The sequence below is a fragment of the Kitasatospora gansuensis genome, from assembly GCF_014203705.1.
GTDB lineage: Bacteria > Actinomycetota > Actinomycetes > Streptomycetales > Streptomycetaceae > Kitasatospora > Kitasatospora gansuensis.
Map to the genome: position 1 here is coordinate 660,052 of NZ_JACHJR010000001.1, position 18,653 is coordinate 678,704.

The 18,653-nt window shown below is 73.4% G+C and carries 13 protein-coding genes; 4 read left to right on the forward strand and 9 right to left on the reverse strand.

What is annotated here, in order from left to right; genetic code table 11:
* Positions 1-9 precede the first annotated feature (9 nt).
* From F4556_RS03095 to F4556_RS03105, 3 genes are all read right to left on the reverse strand, one after another.
* On the reverse strand, positions 10-801 hold the full coding sequence (locus F4556_RS03095) for an arylamine N-acetyltransferase family protein (RefSeq protein WP_184911422.1): 792 nt from the start codon (positions 799-801) through the stop codon (positions 10-12).
* Positions 802-995: 194 nt separating this feature from the next.
* Positions 996-3,053: a phosphocholine-specific phospholipase C gene (locus F4556_RS03100; RefSeq protein ID WP_184911424.1), complete on the reverse strand. Its 2,058-nt coding sequence runs from the start codon at positions 3,051-3,053 to the stop codon at positions 996-998.
* Positions 3,054-3,221: 168 nt separating this feature from the next.
* On the reverse strand, positions 3,222-3,674 hold the full coding sequence (locus F4556_RS03105; protein WP_184911425.1) for a type II toxin-antitoxin system PemK/MazF family toxin: 453 nt from the start codon (positions 3,672-3,674) through the stop codon (positions 3,222-3,224).
* A 264-nt stretch (positions 3,675-3,938) separates the two neighbouring features.
* Here F4556_RS03105 and F4556_RS03110 point away from each other — a divergent pair, with 264 nt between their 5' ends.
* Together F4556_RS03110 and infA are read left to right on the forward strand one after the other, a co-directional pair.
* A complete protein-coding gene (locus F4556_RS03110) occupies positions 3,939-4,736 on the forward strand; it encodes a GNAT family N-acetyltransferase (protein WP_184911426.1) in 798 nt (265 codons plus the stop codon).
* 46 nt (positions 4,737-4,782) lie between these two features.
* A complete protein-coding gene (gene infA, locus F4556_RS03115; RefSeq protein WP_184911428.1) occupies positions 4,783-5,004 on the forward strand; it encodes a translation initiation factor IF-1 in 222 nt (73 codons plus the stop codon).
* A 39-nt stretch (positions 5,005-5,043) separates the two neighbouring features.
* On the opposite strand, the gene F4556_RS03120 is transcribed toward infA, so the two are convergent.
* Complete coding sequence (locus tag F4556_RS03120) at positions 5,044-6,063, reverse strand: helix-turn-helix transcriptional regulator (RefSeq protein WP_246510956.1); 1,020 nt, start codon at positions 6,061-6,063, stop codon at positions 5,044-5,046.
* A 119-nt stretch (positions 6,064-6,182) separates the two neighbouring features.
* Here F4556_RS03120 and F4556_RS03125 point away from each other — a divergent pair, with 119 nt between their 5' ends.
* A complete protein-coding gene (locus F4556_RS03125) occupies positions 6,183-9,959 on the forward strand; it encodes a S8 family serine peptidase (protein ID WP_184911429.1) in 3,777 nt (1,258 codons plus the stop codon).
* Positions 9,960-9,966: 7 nt separating this feature from the next.
* Here the strand turns inward: F4556_RS03125 and F4556_RS03130 are convergent, their stop codons facing one another.
* The 5 genes from F4556_RS03130 to F4556_RS03150 form a co-directional block, all read right to left on the reverse strand.
* Positions 9,967-10,731 carry a bestrophin-like domain gene (locus F4556_RS03130; protein ID WP_184911431.1) on the reverse strand — a complete coding sequence of 255 codons (765 nt, stop codon included), beginning with the start codon at positions 10,729-10,731 and terminating at the stop codon, positions 9,967-9,969.
* 32 nt (positions 10,732-10,763) lie between these two features.
* Positions 10,764-11,453: an alpha/beta hydrolase gene (locus F4556_RS03135; protein WP_184911432.1), complete on the reverse strand. Its 690-nt coding sequence runs from the start codon at positions 11,451-11,453 to the stop codon at positions 10,764-10,766.
* 70 nt (positions 11,454-11,523) lie between these two features.
* Positions 11,524-12,876, reverse strand: a complete 1,353-nt coding sequence (locus F4556_RS03140; RefSeq protein ID WP_184911433.1) for a M1 family metallopeptidase — start codon at positions 12,874-12,876, stop codon at positions 11,524-11,526.
* A 36-nt stretch (positions 12,877-12,912) separates the two neighbouring features.
* Entirely contained in the window at positions 12,913-16,773 is a 3,861-nt protein-coding gene (locus tag F4556_RS03145) for a Pls/PosA family non-ribosomal peptide synthetase (protein WP_184911435.1), read from the reverse strand.
* A gap of 327 nt (positions 16,774-17,100) precedes the next feature.
* On the reverse strand, positions 17,101-17,559 hold the full coding sequence (locus F4556_RS03150; RefSeq protein WP_246510957.1) for a MarR family winged helix-turn-helix transcriptional regulator: 459 nt from the start codon (positions 17,557-17,559) through the stop codon (positions 17,101-17,103).
* 117 nt (positions 17,560-17,676) lie between these two features.
* On the opposite strand from F4556_RS03150, the gene F4556_RS03155 reads away from it, so the two are divergent.
* The gene (locus tag F4556_RS03155; protein ID WP_184911436.1) at positions 17,677-18,603 is read left to right on the forward strand and encodes an NADP-dependent oxidoreductase; all 927 of its coding nucleotides are present in this window, start codon (positions 17,677-17,679) and stop codon (positions 18,601-18,603) included.
* The last annotated feature ends 50 nt before the right edge of the window (positions 18,604-18,653 follow it).

Consider the following 18,653-nt stretch of genomic DNA (forward strand, 5'->3'; position numbering starts at 1 on the left):
CACCCGCCGTCAGGGCAGCTGCTCCAGCTCGATGCCGAAGTGTGTCCGGTACGCGGCCAGCGCGCCGGCCTCGTCGAGCTCCTGCCCGGTCCGCGAACCGTCGGCGGCGGTGCGGATCAGCCTGGTCCCGCTGAGCGTGATCCGGCCACCCTCCGCCAGGCGCGAGCAGGTGACGGAGCGTCGGAAGTGCGAGTCCGGCGAGGTGGCCTGCCACCAGCAGGTCGGCACGAAGTCGGTCAGCTCGTAGGCCCGCTGGTCCAGCCGGTACTGCGGCGCGCCGTTCTGTCGGACGTCGAGCTCGTCGCCGTGCGGGACGATCGTGAACACCCCGGCGGGATCGGCCTGTTCACCGCGCTCGTCCAGCCGCAGCGGCAGCTCGCTGAACCGGCCGAACCCGACGTCCGCCAGCCAGACCTCCCCGTCCAGGTCCACCCGCAGCGCCATGTGGTCGAACGGCGGCCCGATCCGTTCCGGCCCGAACACCCGCGCCGCCAGCAGGGTCACCCGGAAGCCGAGCGCACGCAGCAACTCGGCGAACGCACCGTTGAGTTCGTAGCAGAACCCGCCCCGGTGCCGCTCGGTGATCTTCGCCACCAGCGCACCGGGCTCGAGCACGATCGGCTCCCCCAGCCGCACGCTCAGGTTCTCGAAGGGGACGGCCTCCAGGTGCGCCCGCTGCAGCTCGGCCAACGCCGCCCGGTCGGCCCGGCCGGGTCGCGGCAGGCCGATCCGGGCCAGGTAGGCGGCCACCTGCTCATCGGTCAGGACACTGGGTGCTGAGACATGATCCACACCGCCCATTCCACCCGACCCCACTGACACGAGCAAGTCCCGGCCGGCTCAGCCCTGACGTCCAGCCGGTTCCGGCCGGCCGGGGTGATCCGGGCCCGGAGCGAACGGCGGTCGTGCCGGTCCTGGACCCGCTCCAGTCCGGACCCGCAGCTGCCGCGCGCCGCCCCGGAGATGCCGGGACGGCGCGCGCCAAAGGGCGGACGTCAGTTGGTGATGATGCCCGGGTCCGAGAGGCCGGGCGCGCCGGTCTCGACGTGCCCCGCCAGCCGTCGGACGAAGTCGGCGGTGCCGGCCGCGGTGACCGTGACGTCGTACCAGTTGCGGCAGCCGCTCAGGTCCACCGGGACGGTGACGGTGGCACCCTTGCGGACCGTGACGGTCTGCGGGGTGCCGCCGTAGGCATTGGCCACGGTGAGCCGGGCGTCGGCGGTGGCGGCGTTGGTGAGGGTCAGGTCGAGGTTGCCGGTGGCCGCGTTGTGCCGGGCGGTGACCTCGGGGCCCGCCGTCTTGCCGGGGTTGCGGAAGCGGCGCAGGAAGCCGTTCGGGCCGTGCACCGTCAGATCGGTGACGCCCTTGGAGTACTTGGTGTCCCAGGTGTCGGCGATCGTCTTGCCCGCCTCGGTGGTGTAACTCCACGGCGCGTCCGTGCGGTTGGCCGAGGTGACGTAGAAGTGCGCACCGGCCGCCGCCCCGCCGCTGAAGGTCAGCCGGTACTTCCCAGCGCTGGTGTCCGCCGAACCGTCCACGTACGGCGCGTACTTGAGCGGGCGGGTCGGCCGGCTGCCCGGCTCCTGCTTGGGCATCGTGCCGACCGCGGGGGCGGGCGCCTTGAAGTCGGGGTGCCGGTCCCGGTCGGGCGGGTAGTACCCGGCGGTGGGCGGCAGCGCGACCGGGGCGGTCGAGGTCCGGGCGAAGTCGAAGGCCGCGGTCAGGTCGCCGCAGACCGCCCGCCGCCAGGGCGAGATGTTGGGCTCGGTAACCCCGAAGCGCCGCTCGATGAACCGGATCACCGAGGTGTGGTCGAAGGTCTCCGAGCAGCTGTACCCGCCGGTGCTCCACGGCGAGACCACCAGCATCGGCACCCGGGGGCCGAGACCGTACGGACCGGCCACGTAACCGGTCTTGCCGCCGAAGTAGTCCAGCGCGGTGGAGACCGTGGACAGACCCTGGGCGCTGCCGGACGGCGCGTACGGCGGCACCACGTGGTCGAAGAAGCCGTCGTTCTCGTCGTACGTGATGAACAGCGCGGTCTTCGCCCACACGTCCGGGTTGGAGGTCAGCGCGTCCAGCACCTGGGAGATGTACCAGGCCCCGTAGTTGGCAGGCCAGTTGGCGTGCTCGGAGAACGCCTCGGGCGCGACTATCCAGGACACCTTGGGCAGCCGGCCGGCCTGCACGTCGGCGCGCAGCTGGTCGACGTAGCCCTCGCCCGCCTTGGCGTTCGTGCCGGTGCGGGCCTTGTCGAACAGCGGGTTGCCCGGCTGGGCGTTGCGGTAACTGTTGAAGTACAGCAGCGAGTTGTCGCCGTAGGTGCCCCGGTAGGCGTCGTTGATCCAGCCCCAGGAGCCCGCCGCGTTCAGCCCGTCGCCGATGTCCTGGTAGACCTTCCAGGAGACCCCGGCCGCCTCCAGCCGCTCCGGGTAGGTGGTCCAGCCGTACCCGGCCTCGGCGTTGTTGAGCACCGGGCCGCCGCCCGTGCCGTCGTTGCCGGTGTGGCCCGACCAGAGGTAGTAGCGGTTCGGGTCGGTCGAGCCGATGAACGAGCAGTGGTACGCGTCGCAGACCGTGAACGAGTCGGCGAGCGCGTAGTGGAACGGGATGTCGTCGCGGGTCAGGTACGCCATCGTGGTGGCGGTCTTCGCGGGCACCCACTGGTCGTACTTGCCCTTGTTGAACGCCTGCTGGCCGCCGGCCCAGTCGTGGTTCAGGCCCTGCAGGAACTCCATCCCGAGGTCGTCGCCCGGCGGCCGGAACGGCAGCGTCACCTTGCCGCCGCTCGCCTGGTTCCAGACCGACTTGCCGCTGGGCAGGGTGACCGGACGGGGGTCGCCGAAGCCGCGGACGCCCTTCATCGCACCGAAGTAGTGGTCGAAGGAACGGTTCTCCTGCATCAGGACGACGATGTGCTCGACGTCCTGGATGGTGCCGGTGCTGCCCTGGGCCGGAATGGCGGCGGCCCGGGCGATGCTCTCGGACAGCAGGGTGAGCGCGGACGCGCCACCCGCGAGCTGGAGGAAACGGCGACGGTTGAGTTCAGCCATGGGTGAGTTGACCTCTGCGAGTGAGGGGCGGGCAGTGGGCGACCCCAGAGAAGCGGCTCAGGGGTACCTCCTGGCGGACTTGTCATGTCTGCCCGCCGTACGTCAGGCGAACGCCTCACCCAGTTGTCCGGCCAACTCCGGCTGCGCGACCGTCAGGCCGCGCGACCGTCAGCTCCAGCGGTAGCGGCGGCGCAACGCGTGCACCACCAGGTCGAACCGCGCGCGGTCCAGCGCGCAGGCCTCCCGGCGCATGCCCCGGTCGTGCACCCGCATCACCCGGTCCAGCGCCACCCAGGAGTCGCGCCCCGAGCGGTCCCAGGGGCCCGCGCCGATCGGCACCCAGTCGGCGTCCCGGTCGTGCCCCTTGCTGGAGAGCATGACCGCGAGCAGAGTCCCGCCGGGCTCGCGGGCCACCACCAGCACCGGGCGGTCCTTGCCCCGGCCGTCCCGCTCCTCGTACGGCACCCAGGTCCAGACGATCTCGCCCGGGTCGGGGTCACCGTCGTGGTCCGGGGCGTACTCGGTGTGCACCCGGCCCACCTGGTGGGCTTCGACCTCCACGGTCGCGGACGCGCCGAAGCGGCCCGGGGTCTGCTCGTCCTGCTCGGTCAACTCGGCCATACCCGCAGGCTAGTCACGCCGGTCCTGGCCGTTCAAGCTGTGCGGGACGCGATTCGGGGCCGACCGCCCGGCAGCCGCCGAAAAGGGGTTGGGCGGGGCGTCGGACAGCTGATACGGTCCGGGCAACCGCGAAGCCGCAACCAGGAGGTGAGTCCCGTGTCCGCAGTAACCCATGGGTACTCCCCCAGTCCTTCACGGTTGGGCGACTGACGCAGGCGTCGCCCGGAGTGCCCGAAAGCAGAGCACTCCGAGAGGCAGACACCCATGAACACCACGCAGCCCACCCCCGGCCCGACCGGGCACCCCCTGACGGTCCTTCAGGTCTCCGAACACCAGTGGCACGCCGTGCAGGACGACCGGGTCGTCGGCCGCGCCGACGCCTGGCAGAGGCCCGACGGACGCACCTTCGTCAGCACCGACGCCTGGGACGGCGCGGTCCTCGACCGGCTCACCGCAGCCGCGGCCACCGGCCTGCCGACCCCGCTGTACACCCTGGTCGACGAGAACGACCCCGATCTGTTGGCGAGTTGGCAGCGGGCCGGCTTCACACTCCACCGCCGCGAGTGGCAGTACGCCGTGCCCACCGATCCGAACAGCACGGGGCTGGACGCCCTGCGGCCGCCATCGGACCTGCGCATCCTGCCCGCCGGCCAGGCGGCGGAGGCGCCGCTGCGCGCACTGGACCGCGTGATCCGTGCGGAGGTCGCGGCCGGCGCCGGCTGGCAGACCATGCCGGCCGAGGTCATCCCGCTCCCGGACGGGGTCACCGTGCCGGACCCGTCGAAGTTCGCGGTGGCCGTCCAGGCCGGCCGGTACGTGGGCCTGCTCCGGCTGGCCCCGGTGCCCCGGCAGCCCCGGATCGACCTGATCGCCGTCCGGGCCGACCACCAACGGCAGGGCGTCGCGAGGGCGTTGCTGGCCCAGACGCTCGGCTCACTGCACCGCTCCGGAGTCGCCACGGCGACCGCCGAGGTCAGCGAGTCCAACCACGCCGCACAGCAGCTCTTCGAGCGCATCGGCGCCCGACGGGTCGGCGGGAACCTGGAGTTGGTCCGCCGCTGACACCCCACCAGCTCACCCCACGTCCGAACAGAGTCGAGGAGACCGTATGCCCAAAATTTCCAAGGGAATCGAGATCGACGGCACCATCGTCGAGTGCCTGCGCAACGCCACCTTCAAGGTGGAGCTCCAGAACGGGCACCAGGTGCTCGCCCACATCAGCGGGAAGATCCGCAAGCACCACATCAAGGTCCTGCCGTACGACAAGGTGCTCGTGGAGCTCAGCCCGTACGACCTGACCCGTGGCCGGATCCTGTTCCGCTACCGCTAGCCGTGAGCGGGGCCGTCACCGGCTGAGGTGGCGGCCCCGTCAGTCCCGGACCCAGCCCCGCCGGTGGGCCTGCCAGCCGAGCTGGATCCGGGTGTCGGCCCGGACCAGCGCCATCAGCCGGCTGATCCGGCGCTGGACGGTGCGCAGGCCGAGGCCGAGCTGCTTGGCGACCGCCTGGTCGGTCGCCCCGATCAGCAGCAACGAGAGGATCCGGCGGTCGAGTTCGTCGGGGCTGCCGCCCGGGGCGGGCTCGGCCAGCAGAGCGCCGTCCTCGTCCCGGCCGAGCGGGTGGGCCCACTCCCAGGTCTGCTCGAACAGTGTCACCAGCAGCCGGACCAGCGCGGGGGCGCGCACCGAGAGCACCACCGGCTCGGCGCCGTCCCGGACCTCGGAGAGCGGCACCAGGGCCCGGGCCCGGTCGGCCACGATCAGCTTGCCGGGGACCTTGTCCACCACCCGGACCTGCTGGTCCCGGTCCAGCGCCTCGAACAGGGCCTCCACCGACTCGGGGGTGTCCAGGGCCTGCCGCTCCAGCACCACCCGGTAGTTGACGCCCCGGGCGACCGCGTCGGTCTCCGCGCCGGTCGCGTCGGCCCGGACCACCTGGTGACGGCCCGTCACCAGGGCGAGCAGCTCGGTGGTGGCACCGAGCTGGAGCTGGGCGACCCGGTGGCCGACGGCCGCGTGGCCGGTCACCACCTCGACCAGGTCTCGGCGACTGTGGTCGGCGGCGGCCACCCGGTACGCCTCGGCCAGTGCGGCGGCGGACAGTTCGGCCTCCCGCAGGGCGTGCCGCTGGCCGGTGAGCAGCGCCTCCAGCGCCACCGACGGCGGCGCCGCCGCGAACCGGGCCGAGCCGTCGGCCTGCGGGGCGATCAGCCCTCGGGTCTGCAGCAGCACCAGGGCCAGCCGCGCCTCGGTCACCCCGGTGCCGCAGCCCGCCGCCAACTCCTCGGCGGTGGCGGCACCGTGTGCCACCAGCCGGCTGTAGAGCCGCTCGGCCCGCTCGTCCAGCCCGATCGCCGCCAGCATCGACGCGCCTCCCTCCTGACCCGGCATCAGCCGTCACCGCTTGGCGGGTACCTGCCCAGGCGGTGATCCGCCAGGCACATCATGACCGGTCAGGGCCCCGTTCTGCCAGGCTCACCGGCCAGATCATCGACACCCGAGGAGTGTTCATGGCATTGCCGACCCGCGTCCGTCGGGCGCTGGCGGTCGCGGTCGCCGGTCTGCTCGGCAGCACCGCGCTGACCGCCCCACCCGCCGCCGCAGCGACCGGCCCCGGCCTCACGGGCGCGACCGCGCCCGCGTCCCGGCACACCGTCACCCTGATCACCGGCGAGAAGGCCGACCTGGTCACCGACGCCGCCGGCCGGTCCCGGGTGTCCCTCCAGCCGGACGAACAGGGCCGGATACCCGTCCACTTCACCCGCCAGGTCAACGGCGACCAGTACGTCTTCCCGCAGCGGGCCGCCGCCGCGCTGGCGGCGGGCTCGGTCGACAAGGCGCTGTTCAACATCAGCGCTCTGGTCCGCCAGGGCTACGACGACCAGGGCGCCAAGGCCCTCCCGGTGATCGCGGTCTACCGCGACCAGCAGACCGCCGACCTCAGCGCCCCGGCCCGCAGCCGGGCCGCCGGGGTGAAGTCGCTGAAGGCCGTGCACGGCGTCGCGTACCGCGCCGACAAGGCTGCGGCGAACCGGACCTGGGACACCCTGGTGGACCGGGCCGGCAACGGCCGGGACGGTCTGGCCAAGCTCTGGCTGGATCAGAAGGTCAAGGCCACCCTGGAGTCCGAGACCGGACAGATCGGCGCCCCCGCCGCCTGGGCCCTCGGTCTCGGCGGACAGGGCGTCAAGGTCGCGGTGCTGGACACCGGCATCGACGCCGACCACCCCGACCTGGCCGGCCGGGTGCTGGACGCCCGCAACTTCACCTCCGAAACCACCGGGACCCCCGACACCGACGTCCACGACGCGGTCGGCCACGGCACCTTCGTCGCCTCCGAGATCGCCGGCACCGGCGCCGCGAGCCAGGGTGCCCAGCGCGGCGTGGCCGCCGAGGCCGGGCTGCTGGTCGGCAAAGTGCTGGACGACTACGGCTCCGGCACCGACTCCCAGATCATCGCGGGCATGCAGTGGGCCGTCGACTCCGGCGCCGACGTCGCCTCGATGTCACTCGGCAGCGCCGAACCCACCGACTGCACCGACCCGATGTCGGTGGCCGCGCAGAACCTGGCGAAGAGCTCGAAGACGCTGTTCGTGGTCGCGGCGGGCAACCTCGGGCGGTACCAGTCGGTCTCCTCGCCCGGCTGCGCGCCGGACGTGCTGACCGTCGGCGCCGTCGACTCGGTCGACCGCACCGCCTCGTTCTCCAGCCGGGGTTCGGTCACCGGCGTGCACACCCTCAAGCCGGAGATCGCCGCCCCCGGCGTGGACGTCACCGCGGCCGCGGCCGGCGGCCGGGGCGTGTACGCGTACACCGCGATGTCCGGCACCTCGATGGCCACCCCGCTGGTGGCCGGGGCCGCCGCGCTGCTGAAGCAGCGTCACCCCGACTGGACCGCCGACCGGCTCAAAGCCGCGCTGGTCTCCTCCGCCGACCCGACCCTGGCGGGCGACGTGCAGCAGATCGGCGGCGGCCGGCTCCGGGTCGGCCAGGCCGTCCGGCAGACCGTGCTCGGCTCCCCCGCCGTCGGCTTCGGCCGGTTCGGCTGGCCGCAGGTGAAGGCCGACACCCGCACCGTCCAGCTCCCCTACACCAACACCGGCGACGCGCCGGTCAGGCTCCGGCTGACCGTGCAGCGCACCGACGGTGACGACGACTCGGCGATCGGCTCACGGATCGTCCGGCTCGGCCGGGAAAGCGTGACCGTCCCGGCGGGCGCCACCGTGCAGGTACCGCTCACCCTCGACCCGACCGCCCGGCTGACGGGTGGTCAGTACGGCGACGTCACCGGCCGGGTGCTGGCCACCGACGAGGCCGGGCGCACCGTCTCGACCCCGTTCAACGCCTACGTCGAGCCGGAGACCCTCTCCGTCCGGGTGAAGCTGACCGACCGGGACGGCCGCCCGGCCACCGGCGACACCGGCAGCTCGGTGGACCTGATCGACATCAGCCAGTCCACCGGGCAGCGCGCCGCTCCGGACGCCAACGGTGACATCACCCTGCGGCTGCGCCCCGGCGTCTTCTCGCTCACCGGCTTCGTGGTCACCCCCGACCACCGGGACGCCACCGGTGAGGCCGCCCCGCGCTCGGTGGCCGCGATGGCGATGCCCGAGTTCCGGCTGACCAAGGACACCGTGCTCACCCTGGACGCCCGCAAGGCCGACCGGGTCGAGGTCCGCGCCGACCGCACCGTGCGCACCCTGGACGCCACCCTCGAACTCTCCCGCTGGTGGGGCGACAAGTGGGTGGACGCGATCGGCGCCCGGATCGGCAACGCCCCGGTGGAGCTGTACAGCTGGGGCTCCGGCAAGGCGAGCACCGGCGGCTTCGAGGCCGGCAGCTACCTGCGGCTCGGCGCCCCGCCGGTGGTGTTCACCGGCGCCGGGGTGACCCTGGAACCGAACTACCTGCCGTACGCCGCCGAGGCGCACCTGCCCGCCGCCGGTTCGGCCGGACTGGTGGCCGCCCGCAGCGCCTCCGCCGCCGACCTCGCGGCGGCCGGGGTCACCGGACGGCTGGTGCTGCTGCCGGACGACGGCACCGACGCGAACCAGGTGAGCGCCAACGCCCAGGCGGCCGGAGCGGTCGCGGTGCTGACGTACCGTCCGACGCCGGGCTCGTTCCGGAAGAACGACATCAGCACGCAGGCCCCGGTCTTCCAGATCACCGCCGACCAGGCCGCCGAGCTGACCGCCCGACTGGCCCGGGGCACGGTGACCCTCGACTGGGTCTCCACTCCGGACAGCCCCTACGTCTACAACCTGGCCTTCCACGACGCCCAGCAGGTGCGCGGCAGCCAGCGGCGCACCGTGCGCGACCGCGAGCTGGCCACCGTCACCGAGACCTGGCACTCGCTGGGCGCCGCGACCCACATGTTCGAGTACGCCGACGCGGTCCGGCCATGGAACCCCTACGCGCAGATCCCGGCCTTCCAGGGCCTGGTCGCCGCGCCGCTGACCCGGACCGCGTACTACACCGCCGACGACGGGCAGTGGGCGCACGCGGTGCAGAGCAGCTGGCCGTTCGCCGAGTACCTGACGGACCTCAACCGCTCCTACCGCAAGGGTGAGAGCCGCACCGAGGAGTGGTATCGGGGCGTGCTGCGCCCGACCGCCGGCACCGGCACCGACGGGGCCGCCCGGCTGGTCGGCGAGCGGCAGGGCGACCGGATCGGCGTCGACTTCTCCCGCTCGCTGTGGAACGACGCCGACCCCGACCACACCGGCACCATGTCGAACTTCGGCGACGCCGCCGGGGTGGAGCTGCTGGCCGACGGCACGTCACTCGGCGAGTCCTGGTACGGCCCGTTCAACGTCTGGGAGCTGCCGACCGGCGACGCCCGGTACCTGCTGAGGCTCACTCAGCAGCGGTTCCACCACCGGGACGTCTGGCAGCGGTCGAGCGCGGTGCGGACCGAGTTCTCGTTCCGCTCGCACGGCGATCCGGCCGTGTACTCGCAGGCGCTGCCGCTGCTCTTCCCGTCCTACGACCTGCCGGTGGACGCGGACAACACGGTGGCGGCCGGCCCGCTGCGGATCGGCCTGTCCGCCACCGGCCAGGCCGGATGGACGCCCGGACCGCTCGGCTCGGCCACCCTGGCGTACTCCTACGACGACGGCAGCACCTGGACGCCCGGCACCCTGACCCGTAGTCAGGGCCGGTGGACCGCCGCCGTCGACCACACCGGCGTGGCGGCGGGCACCAAGGTCGCTCTGCGGGTCACCCTGACGGCGGCCGACGGAGTGTCGGTGACCCAGACCGTCGCCGACGCGTACGCGGTGCGGTGAGTCGTCGTCAGTAGCCCGCCGCCCTGATCAGGGCGATCCGCTCCAGGGCTTCCTGGAACGCCTCCGGCATCACCCTGATGCCGGAGGCGTAGGGGTGGTCGATCTGCACCACCAGCCAGATCGAGAACGCGAAGACCCCGCCCACCACCGCTATCGCGACCAGCCCCCGGGCCCCCTTGGGCCAGCCCAGCAGCACCAGGAAGACCACCGACAGCACCGCCGCGCCGGCCAGCGTCAGCAGCAGGAAGGCGGGGGCGCCGTCGTTGGCGGTGGCCGTCCGCACCCGACGCTGCGTCAGCAGCGCGGCCATCGCGTCGTGCGCGTCACCGGCCGCGAGCGCGGGCACCTCGGGCGGCAGGTCCTGGACGATCCGGTGCATCCGGTACGGCGTGCCGAAGGTCCGCACGTCCGTCTCCTCCCGCTCCAGCTGCGCCCACTCCACCTCGATCACCTGGTGCAGGTACGCCTCGGCCTGCTCCCGGAGCTGCCGCCCGGCCGGCTCCGGGAGCCGCTCGGCGGCCAGGTAGACGTCGACGGTGGCCGCCGCCTCGGCGTAGTTGGCCTGCCGCGCGGTGGCCAGCGCCCCGGTCGAACTGACCAGCAGGAACGCCATCGTGACGACGAAGAAGGAGAACACCGCGCCCGCCGCGGTTCCGACGGCGGGCCCGGTGTCCGGCAGGCCCCGACGGTGCAGGACCACATGGCTCAGCCAGGCCAGCAGCGCGGCGGCTCCGGCGGCGGCGAGCGAAACGACCAGCGCGGACAGTGCCATCCGGGCTCCTCGGCGATCGAGCGGTCGGCCCGTCAGACCGCCGAGGCGGCTTCCTCGATCAGGTCGGCGACCGGCCCGGGCAGTGAGGCGAGCGAGGCGTGGCCCGCGCGCAGCTCGACGGTCTTGCGGGTGCCCATCCGCGCGGCCATCCGGCGCTGGTTGTCCGGATGGATCATGTGGTCCTCGGTGGAGACCTGGTACCAGCTGGGCTTGGCCCGCCAGGCCGGGGCGGTGACCTCGTCGCCGAAGGTGGAGGCCAGCGGGGCCTTCTGGGTGACCGCCATCACCAGGGCCTCCTCGGCGCTCAGGTCCTGGCAGAAGCTCTCGTGGAACTTCTCGGGCTTGACCCACAGGTAGCCGTCGGAGTCCGGAGCGAGGTTCTCGAAGGCGGCGGGCGGGAACTCCTGGGTGATCGCTCCGGGGCTCTCCCCGGCGTCGGGGGCGAACGCCGCGACGTAGACCAGGCCGACCACGTTCGGCAGGTCACCGGCCTCGGTGATCACCGCGCCGCCGTACGAGTGGCCCACCAGCAGCACCGGCCCGTCGACCTGACGGACCATCCGGCGGGTGCGTTCGGCGTCCTCCGCGAGCGAGGTCAGCGGGTTCTCCACCGCCCGCAGGTCGGTGAAGCCGCGCCGGTCCAGCTCGACGATCACCTTGGCCCAGTGGGCGGCGCCGCCCCAGAAGCCGTGGACCAGGACGATGGTGGGCTTGACCGACATGCCCTGCCTCCAGGGTGCTCCGGGGAGGCCCGGAGCCGGGCCCCACAACCGTGAGCGACGATACCGACACCTACCGTGACGCGCCCGGCAGTGGCGGCAGCAGCGGGTCATACAGCCAGGCGTGGAACAGCCCGTCCAGCGGCGCGCTCGCGTAGCGGTCGGCGTGCGCGGTGAAGTCGAGCGTGGAGACCACCCCGTGACGGTGCCTCACCGCCCAGTCCTTCACCAGCCGGAAGAAGGCCTCGTCGCCGAGCTCGCAGCGCAGCGCGTGCACGGTGAGCCCGCCGCGCTGGTACAGCCGGTCGTCGAACATCAGCTTCCGGCCCGGGTCGCCGAGCCGCAGGTCCTGCGGCAACCCGGCCAGCAGGGCGTGCGCGGCGGCGGCGTGCTCGGCGGCGGTGCGGCCGCCCGCGTGCTCGGCCCAGATCCACTCGGCGTACTTGGCGAAGCCCTCGTTCAGCCAGATGTGCCGCCAGTCGGCGATCGTGACGCTGTTGCCGAACCACTGGTGGGCCAGCTCGTGCGCGACCAGCCGCTCGGAGGTCCGGCTGCCGTCCAGGTGGTTGGTGCCGAAGGTGGCCAGGCCCTGCGCCTCGACCGGCACGTCGAGCTCCTCGTCGGCCACCACCACCGCGTACTCGCCGAACGGGTAAGGACCGAACAGCTCCTCGAAGTGGTGCATCATCCAGGCCTGCCGGCCGAAGTCGATGGTGAACTCGGGCACCAGCCGGGCCGGCAGGTAGGCGGTCTGCGGCACCGTCCGGTTCGGCCGGGGGGTCGAGGAGCCCTCGATCAGCCGGACGGTCTGGTACTGGCCGATCGAGACCGTCACCAGGTAGCTGGCGGTGGGCGCGGACTGCTCGTACACCCAGGTGGTGCTGGAGGACCGGGTGGTCTTGGTGAGCAGCCGGCCGCTGGCCACCACCGTGTACGGGGACGGGGTGGTGACCGAGATCTGGTAGCTCGCCTTGTCCGCCGGGCGGTCGTTGCACGGGTACCAGGACGAGGCGCCGATCGGCTGACTGGCCACCAGGGCACCGTCCGTCAGTTCCTCCCAGCCCAGGCCGCCCCACTGGCTGCGGACCGGCTTCGGGTTGCCGGTGTAGTGCACCTCGACGGTGAACGCCGCCCCGGCGGCCAGCGCCTTGGCCGGGCGGATCCGCAGCTTGCCCGCCCGGTGGGTGTAGTGCGCGGCCTTGCCGTCCACCAGCACCCGGCCGATCCGGAACTCGGCCAGGTCGAGCGCGAACTCGGCCAGCGCCGCGCCGCCCGCCACCGCGCTCAGCCGGGCCGAGCCGCCCAGGCGGTTGGGCCCTGGCCGGTAGTCCAGCGCGAGTTCGTAGCGGTGCACCCGGTAGCGGGCGTCCCCGTGGGTCGGGAAGTAGGGGTCGACGCCGGGAGGCGGCACCTGCTTGGGACTCACGGGTCGTACGCTCCTGCGTCTGTGCCTGCCGGTCCGTCAGGACTGCCAGGATTCGATCGGGTTGCCCAGCCAGCGGGTGTCGGCCGGGACGGACTCCGCACGCATCACCAGCGAGGCGGGCCCCAGGGTGCTGCGCGCGCCGACGGTGCTGCCGGGCAGCACGATGCCGCCCGGGCCGAGGGTGGCTCCCTCGTGAAGGATCACAGTATCCATCCGCATGATCCGGTCGTGGAAGAGGTGGGTCTGCACGACGCAGCCCCGGTTGACGGTGGCCCCGTCCCCGAGCGTGACCAGGTCCGCCTCGGGCAGCCAGTAGGTCTCGCACCAGACGCCCCGACCGACCTTGGCGCCGAGCGCGCGCAGCCAGAGGTTGAGCACCGGCGTGCCGGGCACCGCGCCGACCAGCCAGGGCACCGCGAGCACCTCGACGAAGGTGTCGGCCAGCTCGTTGCGCCAGACGAAGCCGCTCCACAGCGGGTGCTCGACGGCCCGGAACCGGCCGACCAGCAGCCACTTGGCGGCCGCCGACACCAGACAGGCCACCAGCCCGACGGCCAGCAGCACCACGCCGGAGAGCAGCGCGGCCAGCAGCACCGAACCGGCGGCGGCCAGCTGGGCCAGCCCGGCCAGGGTCAGCGCGCCCAGCGCGGCGGAGGCGAACACCGGCACCAGCCGGCAGACCTCGACCAGGCCCCGGGCCCAGAGCAGCCGGGCCGGCGGGTCGTAGGTCAGGCTCTGGTCGGCGGTGTCGGCCGAGCGGGGCAGCCGCATCGGCGGCATGCCCAGGTACGAGCTGCCCTTCTTGGCCTTCTTCGGCGTGGCCGAGAGCACCCCCACCAGCCCCCGGTCGGGCACCGCCCGGCCGAGCGCGGTCATCCCCGAGTTGCCGAGGAAGGCCCGCTCGCCGATCTCCGCCTCACCGAGCCGCAGCCAGCCGCCGCCCAGTTCGTACGGGGCGATCAGGGTGTCGTCGGCCAGGAAGGCGCCGTCCCCGACGGTGGTCAGGCTGGGCAGCGCGAGCACCGTGGAGACCTCGGCCCGGCTGCCGATCTTCATGCCGAGCGCCCGCAGCCAGTACGGGGTGATCAGGCCCGCGTACAGCGGGAAGAGCGTGCCCCGGGCCAGGTCCATCAGCTGACTGACCGTCCAGGCCTGCCAGCCGATCCGGCCGTGCAGCGGGTGACTGCCCGTCCGCAGACCCAGGCTCAGCAGCCGGACGCCGGCCAGCAGCAGGGTCGCGTACACCAGGCCGTAGGCCAGCGTGGCCGGGACCAGCGCGAGCAGGGCGCCGGTCAGCGCGGTGCCCAGGCTGTCACCGGGGTGCACGAAGCGGCTGACCACGAGCAGCGCGGCCAGCGCGGAGAGCACCGGCAGCAGGCTCAGGCCGAGGCCGCTGGCGCCGTACGCCGCGGCCCAGCGGGCCCGGCGCGGTGGGCGCTGCTTGGGCCAACTGCGCTCCGCCTTGCCGAGTTTGACGGCGGGTGCGCCCGCCCAGCGCTGGCCGGTGGGGATCTGGCCGGTGACGCCCGAGCCGGGTGCGACCTGGGCCCGCTTGCCGACCCGGGCGCCGGGCAGCAGGGTGCTTCGGGTGCCGATCACCGCGCCGGAGCCGACCCTGACCTGGCCGACCTCGAGCCGGTCGCCGTCCAGCCAGTAGCCGGACAGGTCGACCTCGGCCTCGATCGCGCAGCCCCGGCCGAGCCGGAGCAGGCCGGTGACCGGCGGCAGCGAGTGCAGGTCCACCTCGGGGCCGATCCGGGCGCCGAGCGCGCGGCCGTAGCGGACCAGCCAGGCGCCGGACAGCGCGGTGGCGCCGGAGACCTCGGCCAGCCGCTCGGCGGTCCACAGCCGCAGGTGCATGCCGCCGCCGCGCGGGTAGCTGCCGGGGCGCAGGCCGCGCAGCAGCAGCCGGGCGCCGCCGGCCGCGATCGCCAGCCGTCCCGGCGGGCTGAACAGCAGCAGCGCGCCCGCGCCGACCACCCACCAGGAGGCGGTCGGCGCCCACGGGTAGCTGCCGAACCAGGCCAGCGCGTTGCCCAGCGCCAGCAGCCCGACCGTCCAGCGCAGGCCGACCAGGGTGAACAGCGGCAGCAGCAACAGCGTCTGCACCACCTTGGCCCGGGTCGGCACCAGCGCGATGGTGCGGGCGGCGCCGTCGCCCTGGGCGGAGCGCTCCAGGTGCCGGGCCAGCTTGCGCAGGGTGGGCTGCTGGTAGATGTCCAGCACGGCGGCGGCCGGGTACCGGCCGCGCAGCAGGGTGGTCAGCCGGGCCGCGGCCAGGCTGCCGCCGCCGATCGCGAAGAAGTCGTCCTGGGCGCTGCCGACCTGGACCCCGAGGATCTCGGTCCACTGCTCGGCCAGCCAGGCCTCGGTGCCGTAGAGCTGTTCGCCGGGCCCGCCGGTGGTCAGCCCCGGCAGCGGCCAGGGCAGCGCGTCCCGGTCCACCTTGCCGGAGGTCCGGGTCGGCAGGCTCTCCACCGGGGCGAGCAACGGCACCAGGGCGGCCGGGAGTTCGGCCCGCAGCTGCTCGACGGCGGCGGCCTGGTCCCAGCCCTCCTGGGTGACCAGGTAGCCGACCAGCAGCTGGTTGCCGCCCTTGGCGGTCCGGACCGCCGCGGCCGCGCCGGCCACCCCGGGCAGCGCCTGGAGGGCGGCGTCCACCTCGCCGAGCTCGATCCGGCGGCCGCCGAGCTTGATCTGCTCGTCGCCCCGGCCGAGGAAGACCAGCCCCTCGGGGTCGGCCTGCACCAGGTCACCGCTGCGGTAGGCGCGCTCCCAGCCGAGCGACTCCAGCGGGGCGTACTTCTCGGCGTCCTTCTCGGCGTCCAGGTAGCGGGCCAGGCCGACGCCGCCGATCACCAGCTGGCCGGTGCCGCCCATCGGGACGGGCTGCCCGGCCTCGTCCACGACCGCCAGCTCCCAGCCGTCCAGCGGCAGGCCGATCCTGACCGGGCCCTCGCCGGTGAGCAGCGCGCCGCAGGCGACCACGGTGGCCTCGGTCGGCCCGTACGTGTTCCACACCTCACGGCCCTCGGTGACCAGGCGCTGGACCAGTTCGGGCGGGCAGGCCTCACCGCCGAAGATCAGCAGCCGGACCTCGATCAGCGCCTCGGCGGGCCAGAGCGCGGCCAGCGTCGGCACGGTCGAGACCACGGTGATCTCCTGCTCGGCCAGCCAGGGGCCGAGGTCCGCGCCGCCGCGCACCTGCGAGCGCGGGACGGGCACCAGGCAGGCGCCGTAGCGCCACGCCAGCCACATCTCCTCGCAGGAGGCGTCGAAGGCGACCGAGAGCCCGGCCATCACCCGGTCGCCCGGGCCGATCGGCTCGTCCTGCAGGAACATCGCGGCCTCGGCGTCCACGAAGGCGGCGGCGTTCGCGTGCGTGACGGCGACGCCCTTCGGCTTCCCGGTGGAGCCGGAGGTGAAGATGATCCAGGCGTCGTCGGCCGGGGTGGGCCTGACGTTGGGGCGGCCCGTGGTCGGCCGGCCGGTCACGGTGAGCGCGCGCCCGGCGCCTAGCACGGCGGCGACGGCGGCCTCGCCGAAGACCAGCTCGGCCCGCTCGTCCGGGTCCTCGGCGTCCACCGGGACGTACGCGGCACCGGCGGCGAGCACCGCCAGGATGCAGACGTAGAGGTCGTTGCTGCCGGACGGCACCCGGATCCCGACCCGGTCACCGGCCCCGATCCCGGCGGCGGCCAGCCGGCGGCGCACCGTCTCCACCTCGGCGGCCAGCGCCCGGTAGCTCAGCGTGCTGCGGCCGTCGTCGAGAGCGGGCTCCTGCGGGTGCGCCCGGGCGGTGTCCTCCAGCACGTCGAGCAGGGTCCGGGTCGCCGGGGCCTTACCCGCCGAGAACAGCGCTCTCTGGTCCTGCTCGGTGGAGATCTCCGTCGTCACAGCCGTGTGCCCCTCGTCCGTCTCCCCCGTCCATGACCGATGCCAGGCCCTGGGGGGACTGCGCCGCACGCCCCGATCGGACGCCGCGCTCCAGGCCGAAGCGGACAACCCAACCGATGGTAGCCCGGTGTCGAACCCCTTCGAAGGGGCCCCAACTCACCCGACTGGCCCAATCCATCGGATAACTGACGAACCGTCAGTGACGGCAAGCGGCTAAAGGGACCGGAATTGACGGACCGTCAGATGATCTGACGGCCCGTCAGGTCGATTTGGACACTGTGACCCATGCCACATCCTGGCGGGCGTGTCGCCCGCAATGCAGGCCACTCAGGCGCCGGCCCCGTGCGGGAAGGCCCGATCGAGCAGCTCCGACAGACTGCGGCGCTCGGCAGCGGCGAGCTGCGCCAGGCCGGGCAGGCCGGTGATGATCTCGGCCCTGATCCGCCGGACGGCGGCCTCGCCCTCCGGGGTCAGCAGCACCGTCTTGACCCGGCGGTCGGCCGGGTCGGGCTCCCGGCGGAGCAGGCCGCGCGCCTCCAGCCGGTCGACCAGGCCGGTGACGTTGGAGGCGTCGCAGCCGAGCAGCTCGGCGAGGGCCCGCATCGGCATCGGCCGGCTCAGCAAGCTGAGCAGCTTGCCCTGGATCAGGGTGAGGCCCTGACTCCCGGCCACCACGGCGAAGCTCCGGTAGTAGCAGGCGGCGGCGTGGGCGAGCTGCTCCATGAGCAGCTCGGGGCCAGGGCTGGGACCGGGCGCGGGGGCGGTGGTCGGTGCGGTCGGGTTCATGGGCCCAGTCTAGGCCGGATTACTTGACATCCTCAATCATCGAGGTCTACCTTCGATTTATTGCTTGATGAGTTCAACCATCTACCTCATCAAATCTTTCTGCTCTGGAGCACCACCATGAAGGCCATCACGTACCGCACCTACGGCAGCCCCGACGTCCTGGAGTTCGGCGAGGTCCCGCAGCCCAAGCTCGGCCCGGACGCCGTCCTGGTCAAGGTCAAGGCCGCCTCGGTCAACCCGGTGGACTGGAAGATCCAGGCCGGCTACCTGGACAGCGTGATGGACGTGGTCTTCCCGGTCATCCCGGGCTGGGACGTGGCCGGCGTGGTGGAGCAGGTCGGCGTCGCCGTCACCGAGTTCAAGGTCGGCGACGAGGTGATGGGCTACGTACGGGAGGACATGGTCGGCCGGGGCACCTTCGCCGAGTACGTCGCCGCGCCCGTCCGCACCCTCGCCCACAAGCCCGCCGCCCTGGGCTTCGAGGCCGCGGCCGGTCTGCCGCTGGCCGGGCTGACCGCCTACCAGGCGCTCACCAAGGCGCTGGAGGTCAAGCCCGGCGAGACCGTGCTGGTGCACGCGGCGGCCGGCGGCGTCGGCTCGCTCGCGGTCCAGATCGCCACCGCGCTCGGCGCCCGGGTGATCGGCACCGCCAGCGAGCGCAACCACGAGTTCCTGCGCGGCCTGGGCGCCGAGCCGGTCAGCTACGGCGAGGGCCTGGCCGACCGGGTCCGCGCGCTCGCCCCCGACGGCGTGGACGCCGTCCTCGACCTGGTCGGCGGCGACGCCCTGCAGGTCTCCCCCGAGCTGCTCGCCGCCGGCGGCCGGCTGGCCTCGATCGCCGACGGCGCCGTGCTCGCCCTCGGCGGCCGGTACGTCTTCGTCCGGCCCGACACCGCCGACCTCACCGCACTGGCCGAGCTCGCCGACCAGGGCCTGCTGACCGTCGAGGTGGCCGCCACCTTCCCGCTGGAGCAGGCCGCCGACGCCCAGCGGCTCAACGCCGAGGGCCACACGCGCGGCAAGATTGTCGTCACTGTCGCCTGAGACCTCTGACCGGGCGTCAGGGCGGGTCCCACCACCCGCCCTGACGCCCG

Coding starts and splice junctions, on each gene's coding strand:
- F4556_RS03095 (WP_184911422.1), bottom strand. CDS start 801: ATGGGCGGTGTGGATCATGTCTCAGCACCCAGTGTCCTGACCGATGAG.
- F4556_RS03100 (WP_184911424.1), bottom strand. CDS start 3,053: ATGGCTGAACTCAACCGTCGCCGTTTCCTCCAGCTCGCGGGTGGCGCG.
- F4556_RS03105 (WP_184911425.1), bottom strand. CDS start 3,674: ATGGCCGAGTTGACCGAGCAGGACGAGCAGACCCCGGGCCGCTTCGGC.
- F4556_RS03110 (WP_184911426.1), top strand. CDS start 3,939: ATGAACACCACGCAGCCCACCCCCGGCCCGACCGGGCACCCCCTGACG.
- infA (WP_184911428.1), top strand. CDS start 4,783: ATGCCCAAAATTTCCAAGGGAATCGAGATCGACGGCACCATCGTCGAG.
- F4556_RS03120 (WP_246510956.1), bottom strand. CDS start 6,063: ATGCCGGGTCAGGAGGGAGGCGCGTCGATGCTGGCGGCGATCGGGCTG.
- F4556_RS03125 (WP_184911429.1), top strand. CDS start 6,183: ATGGCATTGCCGACCCGCGTCCGTCGGGCGCTGGCGGTCGCGGTCGCC.
- F4556_RS03130 (WP_184911431.1), bottom strand. CDS start 10,731: ATGGCACTGTCCGCGCTGGTCGTTTCGCTCGCCGCCGCCGGAGCCGCC.
- F4556_RS03135 (WP_184911432.1), bottom strand. CDS start 11,453: ATGTCGGTCAAGCCCACCATCGTCCTGGTCCACGGCTTCTGGGGCGGC.
- F4556_RS03150 (WP_246510957.1), bottom strand. CDS start 17,559: ATGAACCCGACCGCACCGACCACCGCCCCCGCGCCCGGTCCCAGCCCT.
- F4556_RS03155 (WP_184911436.1), top strand. CDS start 17,677: ATGAAGGCCATCACGTACCGCACCTACGGCAGCCCCGACGTCCTGGAG.